Genomic DNA, 20,797 nt, shown 5'->3' with positions numbered 1-20,797 from the left:
TGTCTCCTGGCTCAGCGGTTCTCGAAAGGGGTCTCGTCGGCGCCGCGCAGCACGATGTCGAACTGGTAGCCCAGTGCGTAGCCGTCCTCGGTGATGTCGAGGCTGAAGTCGGCGATCAGGCGGTTGCGGTAGCGCTCGGGGGTGCCGGTGATCATCGGGTCGTACTGGTGCAGCGGGTCGCCGGGGAAGTACATCTGCGTGACCAGGCGGCTCGCGAAGCTCTGGCCGAACAGCGACAGGTGGATGTGCTGCGGACGCCAGGCGTTGGGGTGGTTGCCCCAGGGGTAGGCGCCGGGCTTGATGGTGAGGAAGCGGTAGCGGCCTTCACTGTCGGTGAGGCAGCGGCCGGCGCCGAGGAAGTTGGGGTCCAGCGGCGCGTCGTGCTGGTCGACCTTGTGCACGTAGCGGCCGGCGGCGTTGGCCTGCCACAGCTCGACCAGCGTGTTGACCACCGGGCGGCGGCGCTCGTCGAGCACCTGGCCGGTGAGGATCATGCGTTCGCCCAGCGGCTCGCCGTTCTTGCGCGCATTGCGCGTGAGGTCGTGGTCGAACTCGCCGATGCTGTCGTGGCCGTACACCGGCTGCTGCAGTTCGCCGAGCGAGGCCTTCAGCGGAATCAGCGGCTTCTGCGGGCCGCGCTTCACGGTGGACTTGTAGCCGGGGTAGATGTAGCTGGGGTGGGCATCCCAGTCGCGCGGGGTGAGGATGGGCGAGGGGCCCTGGATCTTGGTCAACGTTGTCTCCTGTCGTGGGACGAATCCGGAAGCCGCAACTTTAGGAGCGGCATCCGATGATGTAAATTGAAGATTGCTACGTTTTCAATAACCGGCAGGAATTGAAAGCCCCCACTTGAAAGACCCCCTCACCGATCTTCGCCAGGACTTCGTGCGCAATGTGCAACTGCGGCACCTGCGCTGCTTCGTCACGGTGGCGCAGGAGCGCCATCTCGCGCGCGCCGCCGGGCGGCTGGCGCTGAGCCAGCCCGCGGTGTCGAAGACGCTGTCCGAGCTCGAGGCCATTGCCGGCACGCGGCTGGTCGAGCGCAGCAACGCCGGGCGGCGCGGCGTGCAGGGCCTCACGGCTGCCGGCGAACAGCTGCTCGCGCACGCGCTGCGCGTGCTGGAGGCGCTGGACGCCAGTGCGCAGGCCGTGGCGCCGGCAGCGGGAGAGCGCATCGAGCGGCTGCGCATCGGCGCGCTGCCCAGCGTGGCGCCGGCCCTGCTGCCGCAGGCGCTGGCGCGGCTGCGCGACAGCCGTCCCTCGGTGCAGATCGTGGTGAAGAGCGCTGCCAACGCCGCGCTGCTCGACGAGCTGCGCGCCGGCGAGCTCGACCTGGTGGTGGGCCGCATGAGCGATCCGCGCCTGATGGGCGGCCTGAGCTTCGAGCTGCTGCACACCGAGGCGCTGGTGTTCGCGGTGCGCGCGGGCCATCCGCTGGCGCACAAGGCGGTGTCGGTGCAGGCGGTGCTGGCCTATCCACTGGTGGTGTACGGCGAGGGCACGATCCCGCGCCACAACACCGAGAGCTTTCTTTCAGCGCGTGGGCTGGTGCTGCCGGCCAACACGCTGCAGACGCTCGACGTGGCGGTGGCGCGCGCGCTGGTGGCGGTGTCCGATGCGGTGTGGATCACGCCGCTGGGCGCCGCGCGCGGCGAACTGGACGATGGGCGCCTCGTGCGGCTGCGCATCGAGACGGCCGGCACGGAAGAGCCGGTCGGACTGCTGCAGCGCAGCGATGCCGAGCCCTCGGCCCTGCGAGCCGCCATGGCCGCGCTGCTGCGCGAGGCGGCGAAGCAGCAGGGGGCCGTGCCTCCCACGGCAAAGCGCAAGCGCGGCGGCTAGTCCTTCGTCGCCCGGCGCTGCACGCAGGCCACGTAGCCCTCGCCATCCGGCGGCCGGCCGGCGCGCTGGCTCTCCCACATCATCTGCCCGAGGCACTCCATCGCCTCGTGATGCGCATGCAGCAGCGAGCCGCGCCGAGCCGCCAGCAGTTCGACCGCCTGGCGGATGCCGCGCGGCTGGTCGATGGAGCACTGCTCGCTGATCGACAGGTGCATCGACAGGTGAAGGAACGGGTTCTCGCGTCCGTTCGAGCCGTCGTACACGCGCGCCACCGCCGCGTCGGCGTCGGCCAGATCTTCGTGGTACTCGGGGTGCTGGTCGATCCAGCCGGCGGCGATGGTCTCGAGCGCTTCCATCGGCAGGCCCTGGCGGTGCTTGGCGTAGACGTCGCAGAAGAAGCGGCGCACGTCTTCCTGGGAGGGGTTGAACATATATCTATATAGAGGTGGCGAAAAGATGAGAGGGAGGGGCCGGCGCGAACTGCTTTTTCGGCGGCTTCGCGGTGCCTCGGATGTGTCGGACGTTCCGGGTACGCGGCGTTACTTCGTAACGTAACGAATCGCCGATTGACCTCCTTACGAGCTGTTTCCACACCCCGCCGGAGGCCCTGCAAAAAGAAAATTTTCCATACGAATCAACGAGTTGCGGTGTTCGAGGCAGCTTCGGCATGGCGCCTCGCAAAAGCGGCACGCTAGTTGCCCCTGAGTAGGCATCTTTTGTCACAGAGGCTGCCCAATGACCGCTCAACAAGCATCGACCAACTCGACCGAGGGACTTGCCGCCGCTGGCGCTGCCCCTGTGGTTCTCGCCCAGGCCACCGTCACTCCGCTGGGTACTCCCGGCGTGGTGAGCCCGGCCGCTCCTGCCGCAGCTGCCGCCCCGGCCAGCATCGGCACATTATCGAACGCCACGCCCGGCGTCACCGTCATGCGCGACGGTGTCAGCATTCCCGTCGATGGCAATCAGACACTGATGGCCGGCGACCGCGTGCTCGTCCCGCAGGACGGCCACGCCAATGTCCTCTTCCCCGGATCGGCCACCAACAAGGCCCCGCTCGCAGGTGTGTTCACCGGCGGCACCGACGCCACCATCGGCTCGACCAAGCTGCCCGGCGGCCTCGAACAGGTGAACGTGGATGTCGCCTCGGGCGACCTGCAGGTGACCCCGCCCGACAGCGACGCCGACGCCGCTGCACTGGCCGTCACCAAGAAGCTCGCTGCCGGCAGTGGCATCGGGCTGGGCGAATTCGCACTCGGCGCCCTGGGCGCCGCGGCGCTGGGCGCTGCCCTGAGCGGCGGTGGCGGCGGCAGCGACAGCGTCGTTCCGCTGCTCGTCGGCTCGGGCAACCCGAACAACCCCGGCGAATCCGACGCGGACGCCGACTCGGATGCGGACGCCGATGCCGATGCGGATGCGGACGGTGACGCCGATGCGGACGCTGATGCCGACGCCGACGCCGACGCCGATGCTGACGCCGATGCCGATGCCGATGCCGATGCCGATGCCGATGCCGACGCTGATGCAGACGCTGACGCTGACGCTGATGCCGACGCTGATGCGGATGCCGACGCCGATGCGGACGCCGACGCCGATGCGGACGCCGATGCCGACGCGGACGCCGACGCCGACGCCGACGCCGACGCCGATGCGGACGCCGATGCCGACGCGGACGCCGACGCCGACGCCGATGCGGACGCCGACGCTGATGCGGACGCCGACGCTGATGCGGACGCCGATGCCGATGCCGATGCCGATGCCGATGCCGACGCAGACGCAGACGCAGACGCCCTCCTCAACCCCGGCGACAGCCTCGTCAACCACGTCACCGACAGCCTTGGCGGCGCACTCGGCCTGGGCGACTCGCTCACCCCGGTCACCAACGCGGTCGATGGCGTGACCGATACGCTCGACGACGTGCTGGCTCCGCTGCTGGGCAGCGAGTTCACGCCGAACGACCCCAACCAGTTCGACCCGATCGACAACACCGTGAGCGGCGTCACCGACCTGCTGGGCGACTCGCTGAGCCCCACGCTCGACAACCTGCTGGGCCAGGGCGCGACCGGCGCCATCCTCGGCACGGTGGCGGGCCAGGTCGACTACCTGACCGACGCGCTGGACAACGGCCTGACCAACCTCGTCGGCGACCACGGCATCATCAGCGGCCTGACCGATGCCCTCGGACTCGGCGGCCTCACCGACCAGCTCGTGGGCAACGACGGCCTGCTGGGCGGCACGCTCGACAACGTGCTGGGCGAGGGCAGCCTCGTGAACGGCCTGCTGGCCGAGGACGGCCTGGTCGGCGGCCTGCTCGGCCAGGACGGCGTCGTCGGCGGCCTGCTCGGTGAAGACAGCGCCCTGGGTGGCGTGCTCGGCAACGTGCTGGGCAGCGACGGCGTCGTGGGCGGCCTGCTCGGCGACGGCGCCGTGGGCAGCCTGACCGGCGGCCTGCTGGGTGACGACGGCCTGCTGGGCGGCCTGCTCGGCGACGGCAGCGCGGTGGGTGGCTTGCTCGGCAACGACGGCCTGGTCGGCGGCCTGCTGGGCGGCGACGGCACCCTTTCCAACGTGCTCGGCAGCGGCGGCCTCACCGGCGAACTGCTGGGCCACGGCGGCCTGGTCGACAGCCTGCTCGGCCAGGACGGCGCCATCTCCGGCATCCTCGCCGACAGCCCGCTGGGCGGCCTGCTCGGTGGCGAAGGCGGCCTGCTCGGCGGTGCGCTCGATGGCGTGCTCGGCGACGACGGCCTGGTCGGCGGCCTGCTGGGTGACGACGGCCTCGTTGGCGGCGTGCTCGGCAACGACGGCCTGCTCGGCGGTGTCCTGGGCGGCGACGGCTTGCTGGGCGGCGTGCTCGGCAATGACGGCCTGCTCGGCGGCGTGCTGGGTGACGACGGACTCGCCGGTGGCCTGCTCGGTGGCGATGGCCTCCTGGGCGGCGTGCTGGGCGATGACGGCCTGGTCGGCGGCCTGCTGGGCGGCGACGGCCTCGTGGGCGGCCTGCTCGGCGACGACGGTCTTGTCGGCGGCCTGCTCGGTGACGATGGCCTGCTGGGCGGCGTGCTCGGCGACGGCGGCATCGCCGGCGGCCTGCTCGGGCCGGACGGCCTGGTCGGCGGCGTGCTGGGCGAAGAGGGCCCGGTCGGTGGCCTGCTGGGTGAAGACGGCATCGTCGGCGGCCTGCTCGGCGGTCTGCTGGACGGCATCGGCGGTGGCGGCACCCCCGGTACCGGCGCGGCGCTGCTCGACCCGGCCGACGGCGTGCTCGGCAACCTGGTGGACGGCCTGGGCCAAGGCGCGCTGGGCGGGCTCGGCCTGACCAATGTGCTCGGACCGGTGGTAGGCGTCGCCGACGGCCTGACCGACACGGTCGACGGCTTGCTGGGCCCGGTGCTCGGCACCAGCTTCTCGGAAAACGATCCCAACGTGCTCGACCCGGTCGACGGCCTCGTCGGCCAGGTGGCCAGCGGTGCCTCCGGCCTGCTGAGCCCGCTGACCGACCAGCTGCTCGGCACGAACACGACGGCCGCGCTGCTGAACGGCGTCACGGCGCAAGTCGACTACCTGACCGACGGCGTGGCCAACGTCCTGTCCGGCGACGGCCTGCTGGGCGGTGTGCTCGGCGGCGACGGCGGTCTGCTTGGCGGCGTGCTGGGTGACGACGGCCTGCTGGGCGGTGTGCTCGGTGGCGACGGCGGCCTGCTCGGTGGTGTGCTGGGTGACGACGGCCTGCTGGGCGGCGTGCTCGGTGGCGATGGTGGCCTGCTCGGCGGCGTGCTGGGTGACGACGGTCTGCTCGGTGGCGTCCTCGGCGACGACGGCTTGGTCGGCGGCCTGCTGGGTGGCCTGACCGGTGGCGACGCTGGTGGTCTGCTCGACGGCGTTCTCGGCGACAACGGCGTGGTCGGTGGCCTGCTGGGTGGTCTGACCGGTGGCGACGCCGGCGGCCTGCTCGACGGCGTCCTCGGCGACAACGGCGTGGTCGGTGGTCTGCTGGGTGGCCTGACCGGTGGCGACGCTGGTGGTCTGCTCGACGGCGTTCTCGGCGACAACGGCGTGGTCGGCGGCCTGCTGGGTGGCCTGACCGGCGGCGATGCTGGCGGTCTGCTCGACGGCATCCTCGGCGACAACGGCGTGGTCGGTGGCCTGCTGGGTGGCCTGACCGGTGGCGACGCCGGCGGCCTGCTCGACGGTGTGCTCGGTGACGACGGCCTTGTCGGCGGTCTGCTGGGTGGTCTGACCGGCGGCGATGCTGGCGGTCTGCTGGATGGCGTGCTCGGCAGCGACGGCCTGGTCGGCGGCCTGCTCGGCACCGTGACCGGCGGCGACGCTGGCGGCCTGCTGGATGGCGTACTCGGCAGCGACGGCTTGGTCGGCGGCCTGCTCGGTTCCGTGACCGGCGGCGACGCTGGCGGCCTGCTGGATGGCGTACTCGGCAGCGACGGCCTCGTCGGTGGCCTGCTCGGCACCGTAACCGGCGGCGACGCTGGCGGCTTGCTGGATGGCGTACTCGGCAGCGACGGCCTGGTCGGTGGCCTGCTCGGCACCGTGACCGGCGGCGACGCTGGCGGTCTGCTGGACGGCGTGCTCGGCAGCGACGGCCTTGTCGGTGGCCTGCTCGGCACCGTGACCGGCGGCGACGCTGGCGGTCTGCTGGACGGCGTGCTCGGCAGCGACGGCCTTGTCGGTGGCCTGCTCGGCACCGTGACCGGCGGCGACGCTGGCGGCCTGCTCGACGGCGTGCTCGGCAGCGACGGCCTGGTTGGCGGCCTGCTCGGCACCGTGACCGGTGGCGACACGGGCGGCCTGCTGGATGGCGTGCTCGGCAACGACGGCCTCGTCGGCAGCCTCCTGGGCCAGGACGGCCTGGTGGGCAGCCTGCTCGGCGGCCTGACCGGTGGCGACAGCCCGGTGGCGAACATCCTGCAGCCCGTGAGCGAAGTCGCTGGCGGCGTGACCGATGCCGTCTCGCCGATCGTCTCGAATGCGACCAGCGCGGCGCACGACGTGACGGCGCCGGTGACCGACATCCTGGCTGGCGCCACGACGGCGGCTGCCCCGGTGACGGATGCCGTCAGCAACGTGACGAGCGGCGTCGAACATGCCGTCACCCCGCTGGTGACGGAAGTCGTGACGCCGATCACCAGCCTGGTGGAGCACACGGTTTCGCCGGTGACGAACATCCTCCACGGCCTGCTGGGCTGATCGGCGGACACCGGAAGCAAGAACACAAGAAGGAAGAGGGGCGAGGGAGCTTGCCGCAGCACCAGGGACAGGCCGCCACCGGCCTGTCCCGCGAAAGGACCGATATGAAGAAGAATTTCCAGACAGTGGCCATCGTCGCGCTCGGCGCAGTCCTCGTGGGCTGCGCGGCCCCCAAGACCGGCCGTGACGATGCGACCTATTACTACTCGAACAAGGCTGCGACCGCGGTGCCGAAGGTGGAGCCGGCACCGCCGCCACCGGTGCAGAACGGACCGGCCGGCGTGCCGAAGATCGTCTATTTCGACTTCGACAAATACAACATCAGGCCCGCCGACCGGAACGTCGTGGAAGCTCACGCCAGCTTCATGCGCAACCGGCCGCAGAGCAGGGTCGTGATCGAAGGCCACACCGACCAGCGCGGCGGCCGCGAATACAACCTGGCTCTGGGCCAGCGCCGCGCCGACGCGGTGCAGCGCGCGCTCACGCAGCTGGGCGTGCCCGCCGAGCGCATCGAGGCCATCAGCTGGGGCCTGGAGAAACCCGCATCGCTCGAGACCACCGAGGAGGGCTATCAGCTCAATCGCCGAGCCGAATTCAGCTATCGCTGAAGCCGGGTCACCGCGATGACCTCGGTGGTGGCAGTCCCCGGACCACGCACACGTCACCAGAGCGAAAGCAGATGACGGGCGTGGCCGGTTTCCCGCATCCGAACGGGGCCGAATGATGTCCTTCCCAGACCAGCTCCACGCCTGCCACGAACGCCTTGTGTCGGTGTGCGCGGCGCTGCCTGCCCCTTACCCGGCGTTCACGCTGTTCTTCTCGGTCAGCGACGGCGCGCAGCGCGCGCACGTGGTGCACGCGCGGGCCGCCGACTTCGAGACCGCGTGGCGCGAAGGCGCCGGCCACGTCGAGCGCTGGGTGCGCGAGCGCGGCATCGTCTCGCCCTGGCTGCGCATCGACTGGGTCGAGGGCGCGAGCCCTATGGACTGGGCCCAGTTCAAGACGCAGCTCACGGCCGTCAAGCGCAACTACTTCCGCCTCGGCCTGGCCTTCGACAAGGATTTCACGCTCGCCTTCACCGAGCAGGAGCTCAATGCCAACGCCATGCTGTGCGGCGACTCGACCATCGCGCACTCGGTGGTGAACGCGCGCAACTTCGAGGTCTACGGGCAGGCGCGCTTCGAGTGCTCGCCGCCGCTGGACATGTCCTCGGACCAGCCCGTCTACCTGCTGGCGACCGTGGGCGTGTTCTGCCAGCCCGACGGCGTGGTGCACAAGCTCGTGGGCACGGGGCTCGACGCGGGCCGCAGGCAGCTGCCGGCGCTCAATCCGCAGTCGGTGATGGATTTGGTACGCAGCGGCTCGTCGTACCTGGCGCGCCAGGTGCAGAGCGACGGCCTCTTCGTGTACGGCTACTTCCCGTGCTTCGACCGCCGCATTCCCACCTACGACGCGATGCGCCACGCGAGCGCGGTCTACGCCATGCTCGAGTCGTGGGAGCTCACGCGCGACGAGACGCTTCGCGCGGCCATCGACCGGGCGCTGGACCATCTCACCATCTCGCTGATCCGCGAGTACACGCTGCTCGACGGGCGCGCGGTGGCCTTCCTGGTCGACACCGGCGGCGAGATCAAGCTCGGCGGCAACGCGGCCTGCGTGCTCGCGCTGGTGAAGTACTGCGAGCTGATGGACACGCGCCGCTGGCTGCCGCTGCTGGAGAAGCTCGCGCTGGGCATCGCCTCGATGCAGGATGCGGCCACCGGCCGCTTCAACCACGTGCTGCACGCGGCCGACCTCACGGTCAAGCAGGCCTCGCGCATCATCTACTACGACGGCGAGGCCGCCTTCGCGCTCATGCGCCTTTACTCGCTCACGCGCGAGCCGCAATGGCTGGCGGTGGTGGAGAAGGCCTTCGACCATTTCATCGCCAGCCAGCACTGGCAGGCGCACGATCACTGGCTCAGCTGCTGCGTGTGCGAACTCACGCACTGGAGCCCGCAGGAGAAGTATTTCCGCTTCGGCCTGCAGAACGTGGCGGGGTATCTCGACTTCGTGCTCGACCGGAAGACCACCTTCCCGACGCTGCTCGAACTCATGCTGGCCGCGCAGCAGATGCTCCAGCGGCTCGAAGGCATGCCCGCGATGCGGCACCTTCTGGACGAACTCGACACCGAGAAGTTCTACCGCGCGCTCGACTACCGCGCGCACTACCTGCTCAACGGCTTCTTCTGGCCCGAGATGGCGATGTACTTCCGCCGGCCCTCGGCGGTGGTGGGCTCGTTCTTCATCCGCCATCACTCGTTTCGCGTGCGCATCGACGACGTGGAGCAGTACCTCTCGGGCTTCGCCGCCTACCACCGCTACCTGGTGGAGCGCCGCGCGGCGCCCGGTGCGGCGGGCACGGGCTCCGGCGGCGGACGCGACGACGGCGCCGTGTGGACCGCCAGCGAGATGGCGCGCGTGACCGGCGGCGAGTGGGTCGTCAAGCCCGAGGACGGCTGGCGCGCCGCGGGCGTGGCGCAGCGCTCCTTCATGCGCAAGGGCCGCGTGGTGTTCGACCACCAGACGCGGCCTTCCAGGACGCCGCTGGCCGCCGTCACGCTCAAGGGCGTGCTGCAGCCGGCCGCCGCGGTGCTGTGCTCCGACCCCAAGCCGCACCTCGACAAGCGCGTGCCCGTGCTCAAGGTGCAGAACGTGCTGCAGGCGGTGCTGGAGCTCGGCGACCATGCGCGCGCCGAGTTCACCGGCCGCGTGTGCGGCGTGCTCGGCAGCGGCGCGGGCAGCAGTACCGTGGCCGCGATGCTGGCCGGCGCGCTCACCGTGTGGGGCGAGGTCGGCCAGCCCGAGGGCAACGTGAGCCTGCCTTCGGGCATCGCGTGGAACATGACCTGCATGCCCAGGCACGCGGCCTACTGGGTGCTGGAGATGGGCACCTCGCACATGCCGGCGTCGGCCCAGTTGGTGCGGCCTTCGCTCGTCGTGGTGACGGGGCTTTCCGCCGCGTCGCAGAAGCACCGCGGCCCGAGCGAGGCCGCCGCGCGCATGGACAGCCGGATCTTCCAGGCCATGGCGCCGGGCGATTCGGTGGTGCTCAACCGCGACATGCCCGAGTTCGCCACCTTCGCCGAAGCGGCGATGGCGCAGCAGCTGCAGATCGTGACCTGCGGCGAGCACCGCGACGCCGACGTGCGCCTGCTGGCCTTCGACCACGGCGAGGTGCAGGCGCTGGTGGCGGGCGAGCCCTTCCAGCTGCGGCTGAACGCGCCGGGCCGGCACATGGGCGCGAGCGCCATCGCAGCGCTCGCCGCGCTGCAGGCCATGCGCCTGCCGCTGGCCGCCGCGGTCGAGCCCTTCGCGCATTTCGAGCCGCCGGGCGGACGCGGCGCGCTGCACACCATCCACATCGGCGGCGGCAGCTTCAAGCTGATCGACGAGACCTACGACGCCAACCCGAGCTCGATGCGCGCGGCGCTGGAGCTGCTGTCGCAGGCACCCTGCGAGCCGGCGCGGCGCGTGGCGATCCTCGGCGACATGCAGGAGCTCGGCCCCGCCGCGCAACGCCACCACCTCGACCTCGAGGCCGAGTTGCTCGCATCGCAGCCCGACCGCGTGCTGCTGTGCGGCCCGCTGATGCGCGCGCTGCATGCGCGCATCCGCACCAAGGTCCGCTCGCACTGGTTCGTCGATGTATCCGATCTGTCGACAGCGCTCGGCGGGCTGCTTCAGCCCGGCGACTGGGTGCTGGCGAAGAGTTCCGCGGGCGTGGGCCTTTCGCGCCTCGCCCGGGTTTTGAAAGCACTGCCATGAGATTGAACGCACTTCTGCACTCGGCCTTCGGATACGAGGCTCCGGTCAAGCGACAGCCGGTCGCGCGCCACTGGTGGCTGGGCTGGCTGCAACTGCTGTGCGCATGGGTGCTTTGCATGCTGCTGTGCGCCAACATCGCGCTGGTGTTCGCGCAGGATTTGTCAGGGCGAACGGGGGAGGCAAGGGCAGGGAGGCCGGCCGGTTGCGCGGTAACGGGAAGCGCCGCGCAACCGGTTCCGGTTCATGGGATCAGGGCCGATGTGGCGAGGGGGCAAAGGCTGCCGTGCTGATGTGTGTTTGAAGCACACGGTGAGTGAATATTTGCCTTGTAACAGTCGGGTAACAGTTGATAATGACGCAGGCGTCATTGCACGACGAACCGGCTCTTTCCCATGATCAAGTTCCTCCTGCCAAGCCAACTGGTTGCCGAGACCCCGGACGAGCCCGGCGCCAGTCCCTACGCGGGTGCGTTGAACGCCGCGTTCCGCGCGGCCTACCCGCTGGTGAAGAGCGCGGCATGGCGCTCGCTGCCCATCAGCCTGTTCGGGCTGCTGCCTTCCATCTTCCTGCTGCAGGTTTATGACCGCGTGCTCTCGCGCAGCGGCACTTCCACGCTCGCCGCGCTGGTCAGCGGCATCCTGTTCTTCCTGTGCATCGAATTCTGGCTGCGCACGCGCCGCTCGCGCCTGCTGCGCAACGCGGGCGCCATCGTCGACCACGGCGTCTCGGGCGCGCTGCTGAACTCGATGCTGGGCCGCCCGCTGCGCGCGCTGGAAGCGCGGCCGGCGTCGGTGTGGCACCTGTACTTCCGCGACGTGGCCTCGGTGCGCGGCACCATCACCGGCGGGCTGGCGCAATCCATCTTCGACCTGCCCATGGCCGTCTTCGCGCTGGTGGTCATCGGCATCGTCGCGCTGCCGGTGCTGCCGGTGGTGGTGCTGTTCCTCGGCATCATGTCCTTCCTGGCGTGGTGGTGGGCCGACGAGGTGCGTTCCGGCCGCGTGGAGGAAGTGCAGCGCGGGCGCGGCCTGGAACGCGTGACCGCCGAGATCTGCAACGCGCGCGAGACGCTCAAGGCCCAGGCCAACGACGGCCCCACCATCGAGATGTGGCGCCAGACCTACAACGCCTGGCTCGCCGAGAGCTTCAGCAAGAACGGCCAGATCGAGACCGCGCGCGACGGCACCACCGTGCTGCTCACCGTGTTCTCCGTCGTGGTCGTGACCGTGGGCGCCGTCTCCGTGATGGAGCAGTGGATGACGGTGGGCGGCCTCGTCGCATCGAACATGCTGGCCCTGAAGGCGCTGCAGCCGGTGGCGGGGCTGGTGTCGAACTGGCGCTCGCTGGCTACCGCCAAGGAAGCCGCCAAGCGGCTGGAGACCGTGCTGCGCGAGCCGGTCGAGAAGCCGCCCACGGGCATGACGCTGCCCCAGCCGCTGGGCCGCATCACGCTGAAGGACGTGAGCTTCAGCTTCACCGAGACCGCGCAGCAGCCGGTGCTGGAGAACGTCGACCTCGACATCGGCCCGGGCGGCCTGCACGTGATCGTCGGGCGCAACGGCGCGGGCAAGTCCACGCTGGTGAAGCTGCTGTCGGGCCTGTACACGCCCACGCGCGGCATCGTGAGCATCGGCGAGTACGACCTCTCGCAGTTCGGCCGCGAGGAGCTCTCGCGCTGGATCAGCTATCTCTCGCAGGAGGTCTACTGGTTCGGCGGATCGATGATCGACGTGATGCGCCGAAACGCGCCGGGCCAGAGCGACGAGCAGATCGTCGCAGCCTGCAAGCTCTCGGGCGCGCACGACTTCATCTCGCGGCTGCCCGACGGCTATCGCACCATGATCGGCGAAGGCGGCACCGGCGTTTCGGTGGGCGAGCGGCGCAAGCTCGCGCTGGCCATGAGCTTCCTGCGCAAGCCCTCGGTGCTGGTGCTCGACGAGCCCAGCAACGACCTCGATTTCCAGAGCGAGCGCAACCTGCTCGCCACGCTGCTCGCGGTGGCCAAGGTGCGCACCGTGGTGGTGGTCACGCACTCGCTGCGCATCGTCTCGGCCGCCAACGTGGTCTACCACGTCACCGGCATGGGCAACGTGGAACAGGGCACGGCGGCGGTGATGGTGCCGAAGCTGTTCGGCGTGAAGAAGCCGCTGGTGGCGCTGGGCGACGCGGAAGACGGCGCGGCGGGAGCCTCCCCGGCTTCCCGCTCGATGGCGTGATCGACTGGCGATGTGATGAGTGACGAACGAAGAGTGATCGGGGACGCGACTTGAAATCAGACCTGCCGCAGATTCTTCAGGACGAGAACGAGAAGCGCGCGGCCCAGACCTCGCCGCAGGGAAGGCGGCGACAGTGGATCATCGGCGGCGCCATCGCCGTGCTCGCGCTGGTCGGCCTCGGCTTTCCGATGGAGACCGTGGTGGTCGCGCCGGGCCGCGTGATCCCCTCGGACCGCGTCAAATCCATCCAGCATCTGGAAGGCGGCATCGTCAGCAACGTGCTGGTGAAGGAGGGCGAGAAGGTCAAGCAGGGCCAGTCGCTGGTCGAGATCGACCTGGGCGGCAGCGGCCTCAACCTCGAGGAGCTGACTGCCCGTTATGCCGCCACGCAGGCCACGCGCGTGCGGCTCATGGCCGAGAGCCGCGGCCAGCCGCTCACGCGGCAGTCCTTCGCGACCGACATCGACGAGGGCGTGTTCGAAGGCGAGACCGGCGCCTACCAGGCGCGCGCGCTCGAGCAGCGCGGCGTGATGGCCGGCGCGGTGTCGGGCCTGGAGCAGGCGCGCAGCAAGAAGCTGGAGCAGGAGGCCAAGGTCAAGGGCCTGAGCGACCGGCTCGCGCTGATGCAGAAGGAGCTGGAAATTTCCGAACAGCTGCTCAGCGAGAAGCTGGTGGGCCAGGTCGAAGTGCTGGAGAAGCGCCGCCAGGCCGAGAGCGTGCGCAGCGAACTCGCGGTGGCGCGCCAGGGCGTGGTTTCCGCCAACGCCTCCATCACCGAGGCGCAGGCCAAGATGGCGGAGGCCGAGGGGCGCTTCCGCCGCCGCGCGTCGGACGAACTGGCCACCGTCGAGCGCCAGTTCGCGAGCCTGAGCGAAGACCTGGCGCGTGCGCGCACGCAGCGCTCGCGCACCGTGGTGAAGGCGCCTTCCGACGGCATCGTGAAGGGGCTGCGCAACTCCAGCCCGGGGTGGGTGGTGAAGCCGGGCGAATCGATTCTCGAAGTGGTGCCCGACGAGGACGAGATCATGGTCGAGGCGCGGCTCAACCCCAACGACCGCGGCTTCATCGAAGTGGGCCAGGAGGCGCGCGTGAAGATCACCGCCTACGACTACCTGCGCTACGGCGCGGTCGACGGCAAGGTCAGGCTGGTGGCGGCCGACGCCGACCGCGACCCCGCCATCTCCAACGGCGCGCCCTACTACCGGCTGCTCATCAGCATGTCGCAGTCGCACGTGGGCCGCGTCGAGAACCGCATCACCGCCGGCATGGAGTCCGAAGTGGACCTGCGCGTGGGCACCGACCCGTTCATCTGGTACATCCTGCGACCTGTGCTCAAGCTTCGCCGCGAAGCTTTCCGCGAACCATGAAGTACCGCAAACCGGTCGATCTGCGCCGCGTTGGCACCGGCGCCGTCTGCGCGGCGCTGTGCGCGGGCTTCGCGCTGCCGCCTGCGTACGCGCAGGAGCGGCAACAGCCGCTGCCGGAGCACCTGCTGCAGCAGCAGGAGATGGAAAGCGCCGCCAGGCTCACGGTCGCGCGCAGGCTGTCGCCGCCTTCGCTCGGCGCCGCCAGCTACGCGCAGCAGGTGAAGCAGGCGCTGATCGCGCTGTCGCAGGACTACCCCGAAGTGCAGACCATGCAGGCGGCCGCCAACACCAGCAGCTACGGCGTGGACGCCGCCAAGCAGGCGCGCTACCCGAAGTTCAAGGTCGGCACCTCATCGGGCAACTACAACAGCGGCGCGGCCAACGCCAAGACGCAGAGCTACACGGTGCTGACAGCCGAAGCCCGCGTGAGCCTGATCGACGGCGGCGCCATGAGCGCCGCCCAGCGCGCCGCCGAAGCCGGCAACCAGGCCGACGACGAGGCCGTCGTCACCACCTCGCAGAAGGTGGTGCTGGACGCGCTCACCGCCTACCTGCAGGTGCAGCGCTTCGACCTCAAGAAGCAGATCGCGCACAAGGCCACCGAGGTGGTGGCCGAACTCTCGAAGGCCGAGGCCCGCCGCGTGGCGCTGGGCGTGAGCGGCGACAACGACCTGAACATGGCGGCCTCGCGCCGTGCGCTGGTGGCCGCGCGCGAGTCCGACTTCGAGGCGCAGCGCGACGAGGCGATGGCCAAGTTCCGCAACTACTTCAAGTTCTCGCCGAACGCCGAATCGCTGCCGGTGCTCGCGGCGCCGGTGCAGTGGCGCATCGGCTCGCAGGAAGAGGCGCTGCGCCGCGCCGAGTCGCGCAGCACCGAGATCGCCGAGGCGCTGGGCCGCATCGAGCGGGCGAGGGCGCTGGCCGACCAGCAGGATGCGAGCCTCTACCCCACGCTCGACGCCGTGCTCGTGAAGAGCCGCGACCCGCGCGGCGTTTCTCCGCAGGACCCGACGCGCGCCGCCTTCGAACTCAACTGGAACTTCGGCAACGGCTTCGACCGCCAGTTGCGCATGAAGTCGGCGCTGGCCGAAGTCGCCAACCAGGAAGCCAAGCTCGAGGGCGTGAAGCTCAACCTGTTCGAGCTCACGTCGGCATCGTGGTCGCGCACCGTCTCCGGCCGCGAGCGCGAGAAGCAGCTGATGGAAGCCGTCAGCACCGCCGGCCAGGCCTTCCGCGGCCGCCGCCGCCTGATGGAGTTCGGCCGCGAGACCCTGCCCAAGGTGCTCGACGCCCAGCTCGACTACTACACGCTGCTGTTCGACTACGTCGACGGCGTCTTCGACCTGCGCATCTCCGAGCTGCGCCTGGCGCGCACCACCGGCGAACTGCGCATCGACCCCAACGGCCCCAACAACTGGATCGACCGCCTCTTCGGCGCCCCCAGCCGCCAGGTGCTCACCGAGGACGGGCTGCTCGCGAAGCTGTGCATCTCGAGCAACACCGCCTGCGCAAGCGAACCGGTAGTGGCCGAACGCGCCACCGGCGCCGCCGGCGCCCCACCGGCCCTGCGCAAAGCCCAACGCCTCTCGATCCCATAAAGGCGAAGCGAAGCCAATTCGGGAACACCGAGGAACCGGCTCTGCCGGGCCTCAGGTGTTGCCCCCGGAAGGGGGTTGGCGAAGCGGACACGAAGTGCCGCGCAGCCTGGGGGCGAGCCAAGCCTTGCCTGGGGGAGAGCCTATTGTTCTTCCGGAATGCCCGGCTCGCCGTCGAGGATCTGGTACTTGCGCATTTTTTCCCACAGCACCTTGCGGCTGATGCCCAGGTGTTGCGCGGTGTCCTGGCGCTTCCAGTCGTTTATCTCCAGCGCCGCGATGATGCGGTTGCGCTCGCTGCTGTTCCAGCCCTTGCGGTCGGCGCTGCCGTCGATCGCGCCGATGCCGCCGCCATTGCCGTTCATGCCGTTGCCGGCCGATGCAGCCGGTGCCGGCGTGCCACGCGTGAGCGCGATGGCGCGCTGGATCAGGTTCTGGTCCCAGCCGTGCAGCTGCCGAGCGATCACGCCCACGCGCTCCGCGAGATTGCGCAGCTGCCGCACGTTGCCGGGGAAGTAGGTCTCGGCAACAGCATCGCTGAGCCAGTGCGGCGTCTCGCCGAGCGCTTCGAGTTCGTCGCCGAGCACGTTGCTCAGCAGCGCCTTGAAGATCGCGATCTTGTCGATCTCGCCGCGCTCCTCGAGGCTGGGCACGTGAAGCTCGATCACCGCGAGCCGGTAGAACAGGTCGGCGCGGAACTCGCCGCTGGCCACCATCTCGCGCAGGTTGCGGTTGGTGGCCGCCACGAGCCTGAAGTCCACCCGCACCGGCGCCGTCGCGCCCAGCCGCGTGACCGCGTTGTCTTCCAGCACGCGCAGCAGCTTCACCTGCTGGTAGCGCGGCAGGTCGCCGATCTCGTCGAGGAACAGCGTGCCGCCCGTGGCCTGCTCGAAGTAGCCGCGATGCGCATGCACCGCGCCCGTGAAAGAACCCTTGGTATGGCCGAAGAAGAGCGACTCGAAAAGACCGTCGGGAATCGCGCCGCAGTTCACCGCCACGAACGCGCCCTTGCCGTAGCGCTGGTGGCCCAGGTGCAGCTGCTGCGCGATGCGCTCCTTGCCCACGCCGGTTTCGCCGCGCACCAGCACGCTGTGGTCGCAGTCGGCGAACGCGTTCACCTCGGCCAGCAGCGCCTTCATCGCATCGGAATGCGCCACCAGCACGTCGGGCGCCTGTGGCGCCACCTCGCGCGCACGCAGCTGGCGCACCAGCTTCGCGACCATCGTGCGCAACTCGGCGCAGGTGAAGTCGTAGGGCAGCACGTGCAGGTACTCGGGCGGATAGGTGCGCGAGTCGCGCTCGCGCGAGCCGGCCGCCACCCAGATCACCGGCATGCCCTGCAGCAGCTCCGTCGCATGCGCCAGCCCTCCGCCATCGATGACCGTCACACTGATGATCGCCACCGAAGGCCGCAGCGCAGCCCCCTGCTCCGGATGCGGCGTCGGCATGCCGTCGGCCCGGATGACCTCCACGTCGAAGCTCGCCATGCACCGCGCGATGCGGTCGAGGATGTCTGCCTTGCCTTCCCAGACAAAGAGGTCGAGTTCGTCGAAATTGGCGGGGGAGGTCATGAACGCTTGAATTGGTCGGCGCTTAGGTCTGCAGATTGGGGCAACTCAATAGACGAGCGATGGTGCGGCATTGCAATCCAGAGTACGGAGATTGACGTCTACTTGACCCAGGTGAAGTCCGAGGACGTTCTGCAGTAGAGGAGTGAGTATTTGGGTGCCTAGGGCGTCAAGAATCGGCTGCAACAGTTGAAGCAAGAAGCCAACTAGGGAGGTAACTGCATTCGGTGTCGACCCGCTTCCGCTGCTGGACGAATTCTTCAAGCTGTCCGCGATCTTGCTGATGCATCCGGCATCCGAGCCATAGCCGCCGAGTAGGCCTCCTCCTGTGCATGTATTGCCTAGGAGGCCACCAAGGATGCCGTTTAGTACGTCTCCTACATTGTTGAGAAGGCCACCCACCAAATTGAGGATTCCAGAAATAAGACCGGCGACATCCAGTGTCAGCAGCTGGTTCAAGATGCTCACTGTGTCTGTGCCCAAGTTGCCGAGAAAACCGCCGAGACCGTTGGCCGCTGTTGTGATCCTGTTGTTGACCGTTGTCAGTCGTGCTTTCCGGCAAGCACTGTCGTTCGCACCGCAAGGAGGTGTTCCCCAAAGATCCGTCGCCATGGCCTGGCGCTGTGCATCGGTCAGGGGCGCTGATTGGCTTAGTGAATTTGCCAAGAGTGATGCCAGCAAGGCATTGGTGATATTCGAAACGGTCGTTCCAATTAGCAGATCGTTGCCCAGCGTGCCGGTCTCGGACTGTGCCAATGTCACGGCGGAGTTCGGCGGAAGTGGCAACGCATCGATCTTGAGTTGAGTGTTGAGCGAAACCAAATTGATGCCAAGGAGCCCCACGTTCAGCAACTGCTCGTTCTGAAGATTGGTTTCGCAGCTGGCGCTGGTTGAGAAAATCTCATCTTCCTTCGCGGGATCAGCTCCCGGCTTACCTACGCAGACCTTGAGAATCGATGCTTGCACGTCGATGCGTGCACGATCGACGCCTGCTGGTGTTCTCAACTCGGGCGTGCACATCTGCGTGAGAGTTCCCTTGCCGTTGATTGCGTCAATCATGATCGGCAATTTCAGCCGCACAAGGCTGCCCACGATGGGGAGATTGCCTGTATCGATCTGGACATAGGTTCTCAGCTGCCCGGTGTACGCAGTCGCTCCGACGCCGCCTACCGCGATTGAGGGCGGCTCGATCAGTGCAACCCGGGACTTGATGAGATTTGCTGCGCTCAAGTCGTTGATCGCGATGGCGTGTTTTTGCGTGGCGATACCGATGCCGGTAGAAAGAATATCGAGTGCATTGATTCCCACATTCAATGCTGCGCCCGCCGGGCCATCGGGTGCTGTGATTTGTAGCAGGGATCCCAGGGGAACAGTCAATCCTGAGAGACCCAGCTTGGCCTGGATCGCGTTTAGCAACAGGATGTTGCTCGCCAACAAGTCGTTTCCAGCACCTGCCGCTTGTACCGTTGCGTCCAATAACTGGGCGAGCGTGACGGTCTTTGCGTTGAGAAGTGCATTCAACTCCCCTACGGTGATGTCTGCATTGACTGGTATTCCCAGTTTTTCTAACAAGCCAGTCGGTGTCACTTTCAGTTGGGCAAGACCGTCATAGCCAACCAACGAGCCGGAGAGATTGAGGCCGATGCCTTTGAGCGCCCGTCCCAGCAGTGAATCGCCGCTGATCTCGACGAGCTTGGTGCCGATGGAAAATGAAGCAAGTGGAGCACTTAGTGCTGCCACGGCACTGACGCTGATGATGCGATTGCCGTCGAAGAAAGGCAGAAGTTTCACAGTCTCCTTCTGAAAGCTCACACGTACTGCATTCGGAGTGCCGGAGGTCGCGGGAGACTGGAAGCTGGTGGCCCTGTCCCAATAGCCGCATTGCACTTCACTTGCGGCCAGCGAGAAACCAATAGGCATATTGCGTGCCGTATCGCTTGCCGAGGTGCCGTTTGCGTTCGATTGCGCCGCGGTACTCGCTGCGGTGCAGCCGCTGCGGATCTGCTGTGCACCCGCCAGCGCGGCAAGGTCCGCCGTCTTCTGAAATTCCCGCTTCATGAAGTACATGAAGCCGATCTCGGTACCGATCAGCGTGATGACGATCAAGCTCATCGCGATTGCCGTGTTGATGAGGACCGAACCACGAATTCGCCTGTGGCGAGGGTGCTTCCGAAATGCAGCGTTCATGTCGAAGATGCCCTTCAAGACGCTTGAAGCGCGGCGGTTGTCCGGCTTTGCAATTGATCGGGCATCCATTGCTCCACCAGTGGAATCGTGGGCAGTAGCTGGTTTGCGCTATAGGGGTACCTTACGGTGACTACATAGCGGATGTAGGCTCCCGGGCTGCTCGGAGTGCTGCGGGCCACGTCCACCGGAACGTTGGCGATGATCCAACTGCGTCGCGCTGCAATGCTGGTGTTGGCCGACGCGGGAACCACTATCGAGTTGGCCAGTGAGTCGTACACAGCATCCTTGACGCGCTGATCGCCTGCAGTTGGTGCTGGCGTAAGCAGGCCCACAGTCCGCGCCCCTTCTTCCGATGCCCGCGTGATCGACTGCTGCATGTAAAACACCGCTCCGAAGGTCGCCAGTGCATACAGCACGCTGAACAGGATGACAAAGACCATCGCGAACTCGATGGCGGCCACGCCGCGCTGCATTCCACCCGCAGTCTGGCGCCTCTTGCTATTCGAATATCGACCAGTAGTCAAGGAACTCTCCCATCGAGGAGCATGTTTGCCTTGCCGACAATCTGGTCAGGCATTGCAAAGCTGGGGAAGGGTGGCAGCAATTGCTGCAGATTGTTGGCCGTGACGGTCACGATCATCTGGCATCGTGTATCCCAAGTAGTGCATGCGGGGTTTGCGCAGTTGTTCGTCAGCACCTCGCACACTGTTGCTTCGACGTCTGGAGCCACTTTGCTCGGCATCCAGCTGCTGCTGGACGTTGCAGTCGCCTTGGCCTGATCCGCACGCTTCGCGATCGTGGGCTGGTAGCGCAATGCCGCGCGGGCACCGTCTTCCGCGGCGTTCTGCAGCCCCATGCGGAACGCGAACAGCATGCCGTAGGTGATGACCCCGTACAGCAGGGAAAAGGAGATCAGGAACACCATGGCGAACTCGACCGCGTACGCGCCGCGCTGGGCGTGCGCGCGGTTGCGGTTGCGAAGTCGGAGGGGGGTGTCCATGGCGATGCCCGTC

Annotated in this window: 13 protein-coding genes; 7 read left to right on the top strand and 6 right to left on the bottom strand. The window is 68.1% G+C overall.

Translation table 11 applies throughout. The features are described from left to right. Positions 1-11: 11 nt before the first annotated feature. A complete protein-coding gene (gene pcaH, locus EJP67_RS20595) occupies positions 12-725 on the bottom strand; it encodes a protocatechuate 3,4-dioxygenase subunit beta (RefSeq protein WP_126023806.1) in 714 nt (237 codons plus the stop codon). Positions 726-849: 124 nt separating this feature from the next. On the opposite strand from pcaH, the gene EJP67_RS20590 reads away from it, so the two are divergent. Further along, a complete protein-coding gene (locus EJP67_RS20590) occupies positions 850-1,842 on the top strand; it encodes a LysR substrate-binding domain-containing protein (protein WP_126023573.1) in 993 nt (330 codons plus the stop codon). On the opposite strand, the gene EJP67_RS20585 is transcribed toward EJP67_RS20590, so the two are convergent. Then, positions 1,839-2,273: a DUF1841 family protein gene (locus tag EJP67_RS20585; RefSeq protein ID WP_019656213.1), complete on the bottom strand. Its 435-nt coding sequence runs from the start codon at positions 2,271-2,273 to the stop codon at positions 1,839-1,841. The genes EJP67_RS20590 and EJP67_RS20585 overlap by 4 nt on opposite strands. A gap of 304 nt (positions 2,274-2,577) precedes the next feature. Between EJP67_RS20585 and EJP67_RS33830 the strand changes: the two genes are divergently transcribed. From EJP67_RS33830 to EJP67_RS20545, 6 genes are all read left to right on the top strand, one after another. Then, positions 2,578-7,044 (top strand): hypothetical protein, encoded by a 4,467-nt coding sequence (locus EJP67_RS33830; RefSeq protein ID WP_240650731.1) that lies wholly within the window; start codon positions 2,578-2,580, stop codon positions 7,042-7,044. Positions 7,045-7,148: 104 nt separating this feature from the next. Further along, positions 7,149-7,652, top strand: a complete 504-nt coding sequence (pal, locus tag EJP67_RS20570) for a peptidoglycan-associated lipoprotein Pal (RefSeq protein WP_126023572.1) — start codon at positions 7,149-7,151, stop codon at positions 7,650-7,652. Between the two features lie 112 nt (positions 7,653-7,764). Then, positions 7,765-10,851: a glutamate ligase domain-containing protein gene (locus EJP67_RS20565; protein ID WP_126023571.1), complete on the top strand. Its 3,087-nt coding sequence runs from the start codon at positions 7,765-7,767 to the stop codon at positions 10,849-10,851. A gap of 392 nt (positions 10,852-11,243) precedes the next feature. Further along, on the top strand, positions 11,244-13,067 hold the full coding sequence (locus EJP67_RS20555; protein ID WP_126023569.1) for a peptidase domain-containing ABC transporter: 1,824 nt from the start codon (positions 11,244-11,246) through the stop codon (positions 13,065-13,067). A 50-nt stretch (positions 13,068-13,117) separates the two neighbouring features. Beyond that, positions 13,118-14,434, top strand: a complete 1,317-nt coding sequence (locus EJP67_RS20550) for an HlyD family type I secretion periplasmic adaptor subunit (RefSeq protein ID WP_126023568.1) — start codon at positions 13,118-13,120, stop codon at positions 14,432-14,434. Continuing rightward, positions 14,431-16,032 (top strand): TolC family protein, encoded by a 1,602-nt coding sequence (locus tag EJP67_RS20545; RefSeq protein ID WP_126023567.1) that lies wholly within the window; start codon positions 14,431-14,433, stop codon positions 16,030-16,032. Before EJP67_RS20550 ends, EJP67_RS20545 begins: the two co-directional genes overlap by 4 nt. A 140-nt stretch (positions 16,033-16,172) precedes the next feature. Here EJP67_RS20545 and EJP67_RS20540 read toward each other — a convergent pair whose 3' ends face one another. Genes EJP67_RS20540 through EJP67_RS20525 form a run of 4 tightly spaced genes read right to left on the bottom strand, consistent with a single transcriptional unit; the run spans position 16,173 to position 20,784 of the window. Beyond that, entirely contained in the window at positions 16,173-17,600 is a 1,428-nt protein-coding gene (locus EJP67_RS20540) for a sigma 54-interacting transcriptional regulator (RefSeq protein WP_126023566.1), read from the bottom strand. Between the two features lie 45 nt (positions 17,601-17,645). After that, positions 17,646-19,784, bottom strand: a complete 2,139-nt coding sequence (locus EJP67_RS20535) for a TadG family pilus assembly protein (protein ID WP_338067710.1) — start codon at positions 19,782-19,784, stop codon at positions 17,646-17,648. A gap of 14 nt (positions 19,785-19,798) precedes the next feature. Further along, entirely contained in the window at positions 19,799-20,245 is a 447-nt protein-coding gene (locus EJP67_RS20530; RefSeq protein WP_240650730.1) for a TadE/TadG family type IV pilus assembly protein, read from the bottom strand. A 59-nt stretch (positions 20,246-20,304) separates the two neighbouring features. Then, positions 20,305-20,784: a TadE/TadG family type IV pilus assembly protein gene (locus EJP67_RS20525; protein WP_126023563.1), complete on the bottom strand. Its 480-nt coding sequence runs from the start codon at positions 20,782-20,784 to the stop codon at positions 20,305-20,307. Positions 20,785-20,797: the final 13 nt, after the last annotated feature.

This window comes from Variovorax guangxiensis (assembly GCF_003952165.1).
Lineage (GTDB): Bacteria > Pseudomonadota > Gammaproteobacteria > Burkholderiales > Burkholderiaceae_C > Variovorax > Variovorax guangxiensis.
Note: the sequence above shows the minus strand (reverse complement) of the source record. Positions and strands in the feature narration are given on the sequence as shown.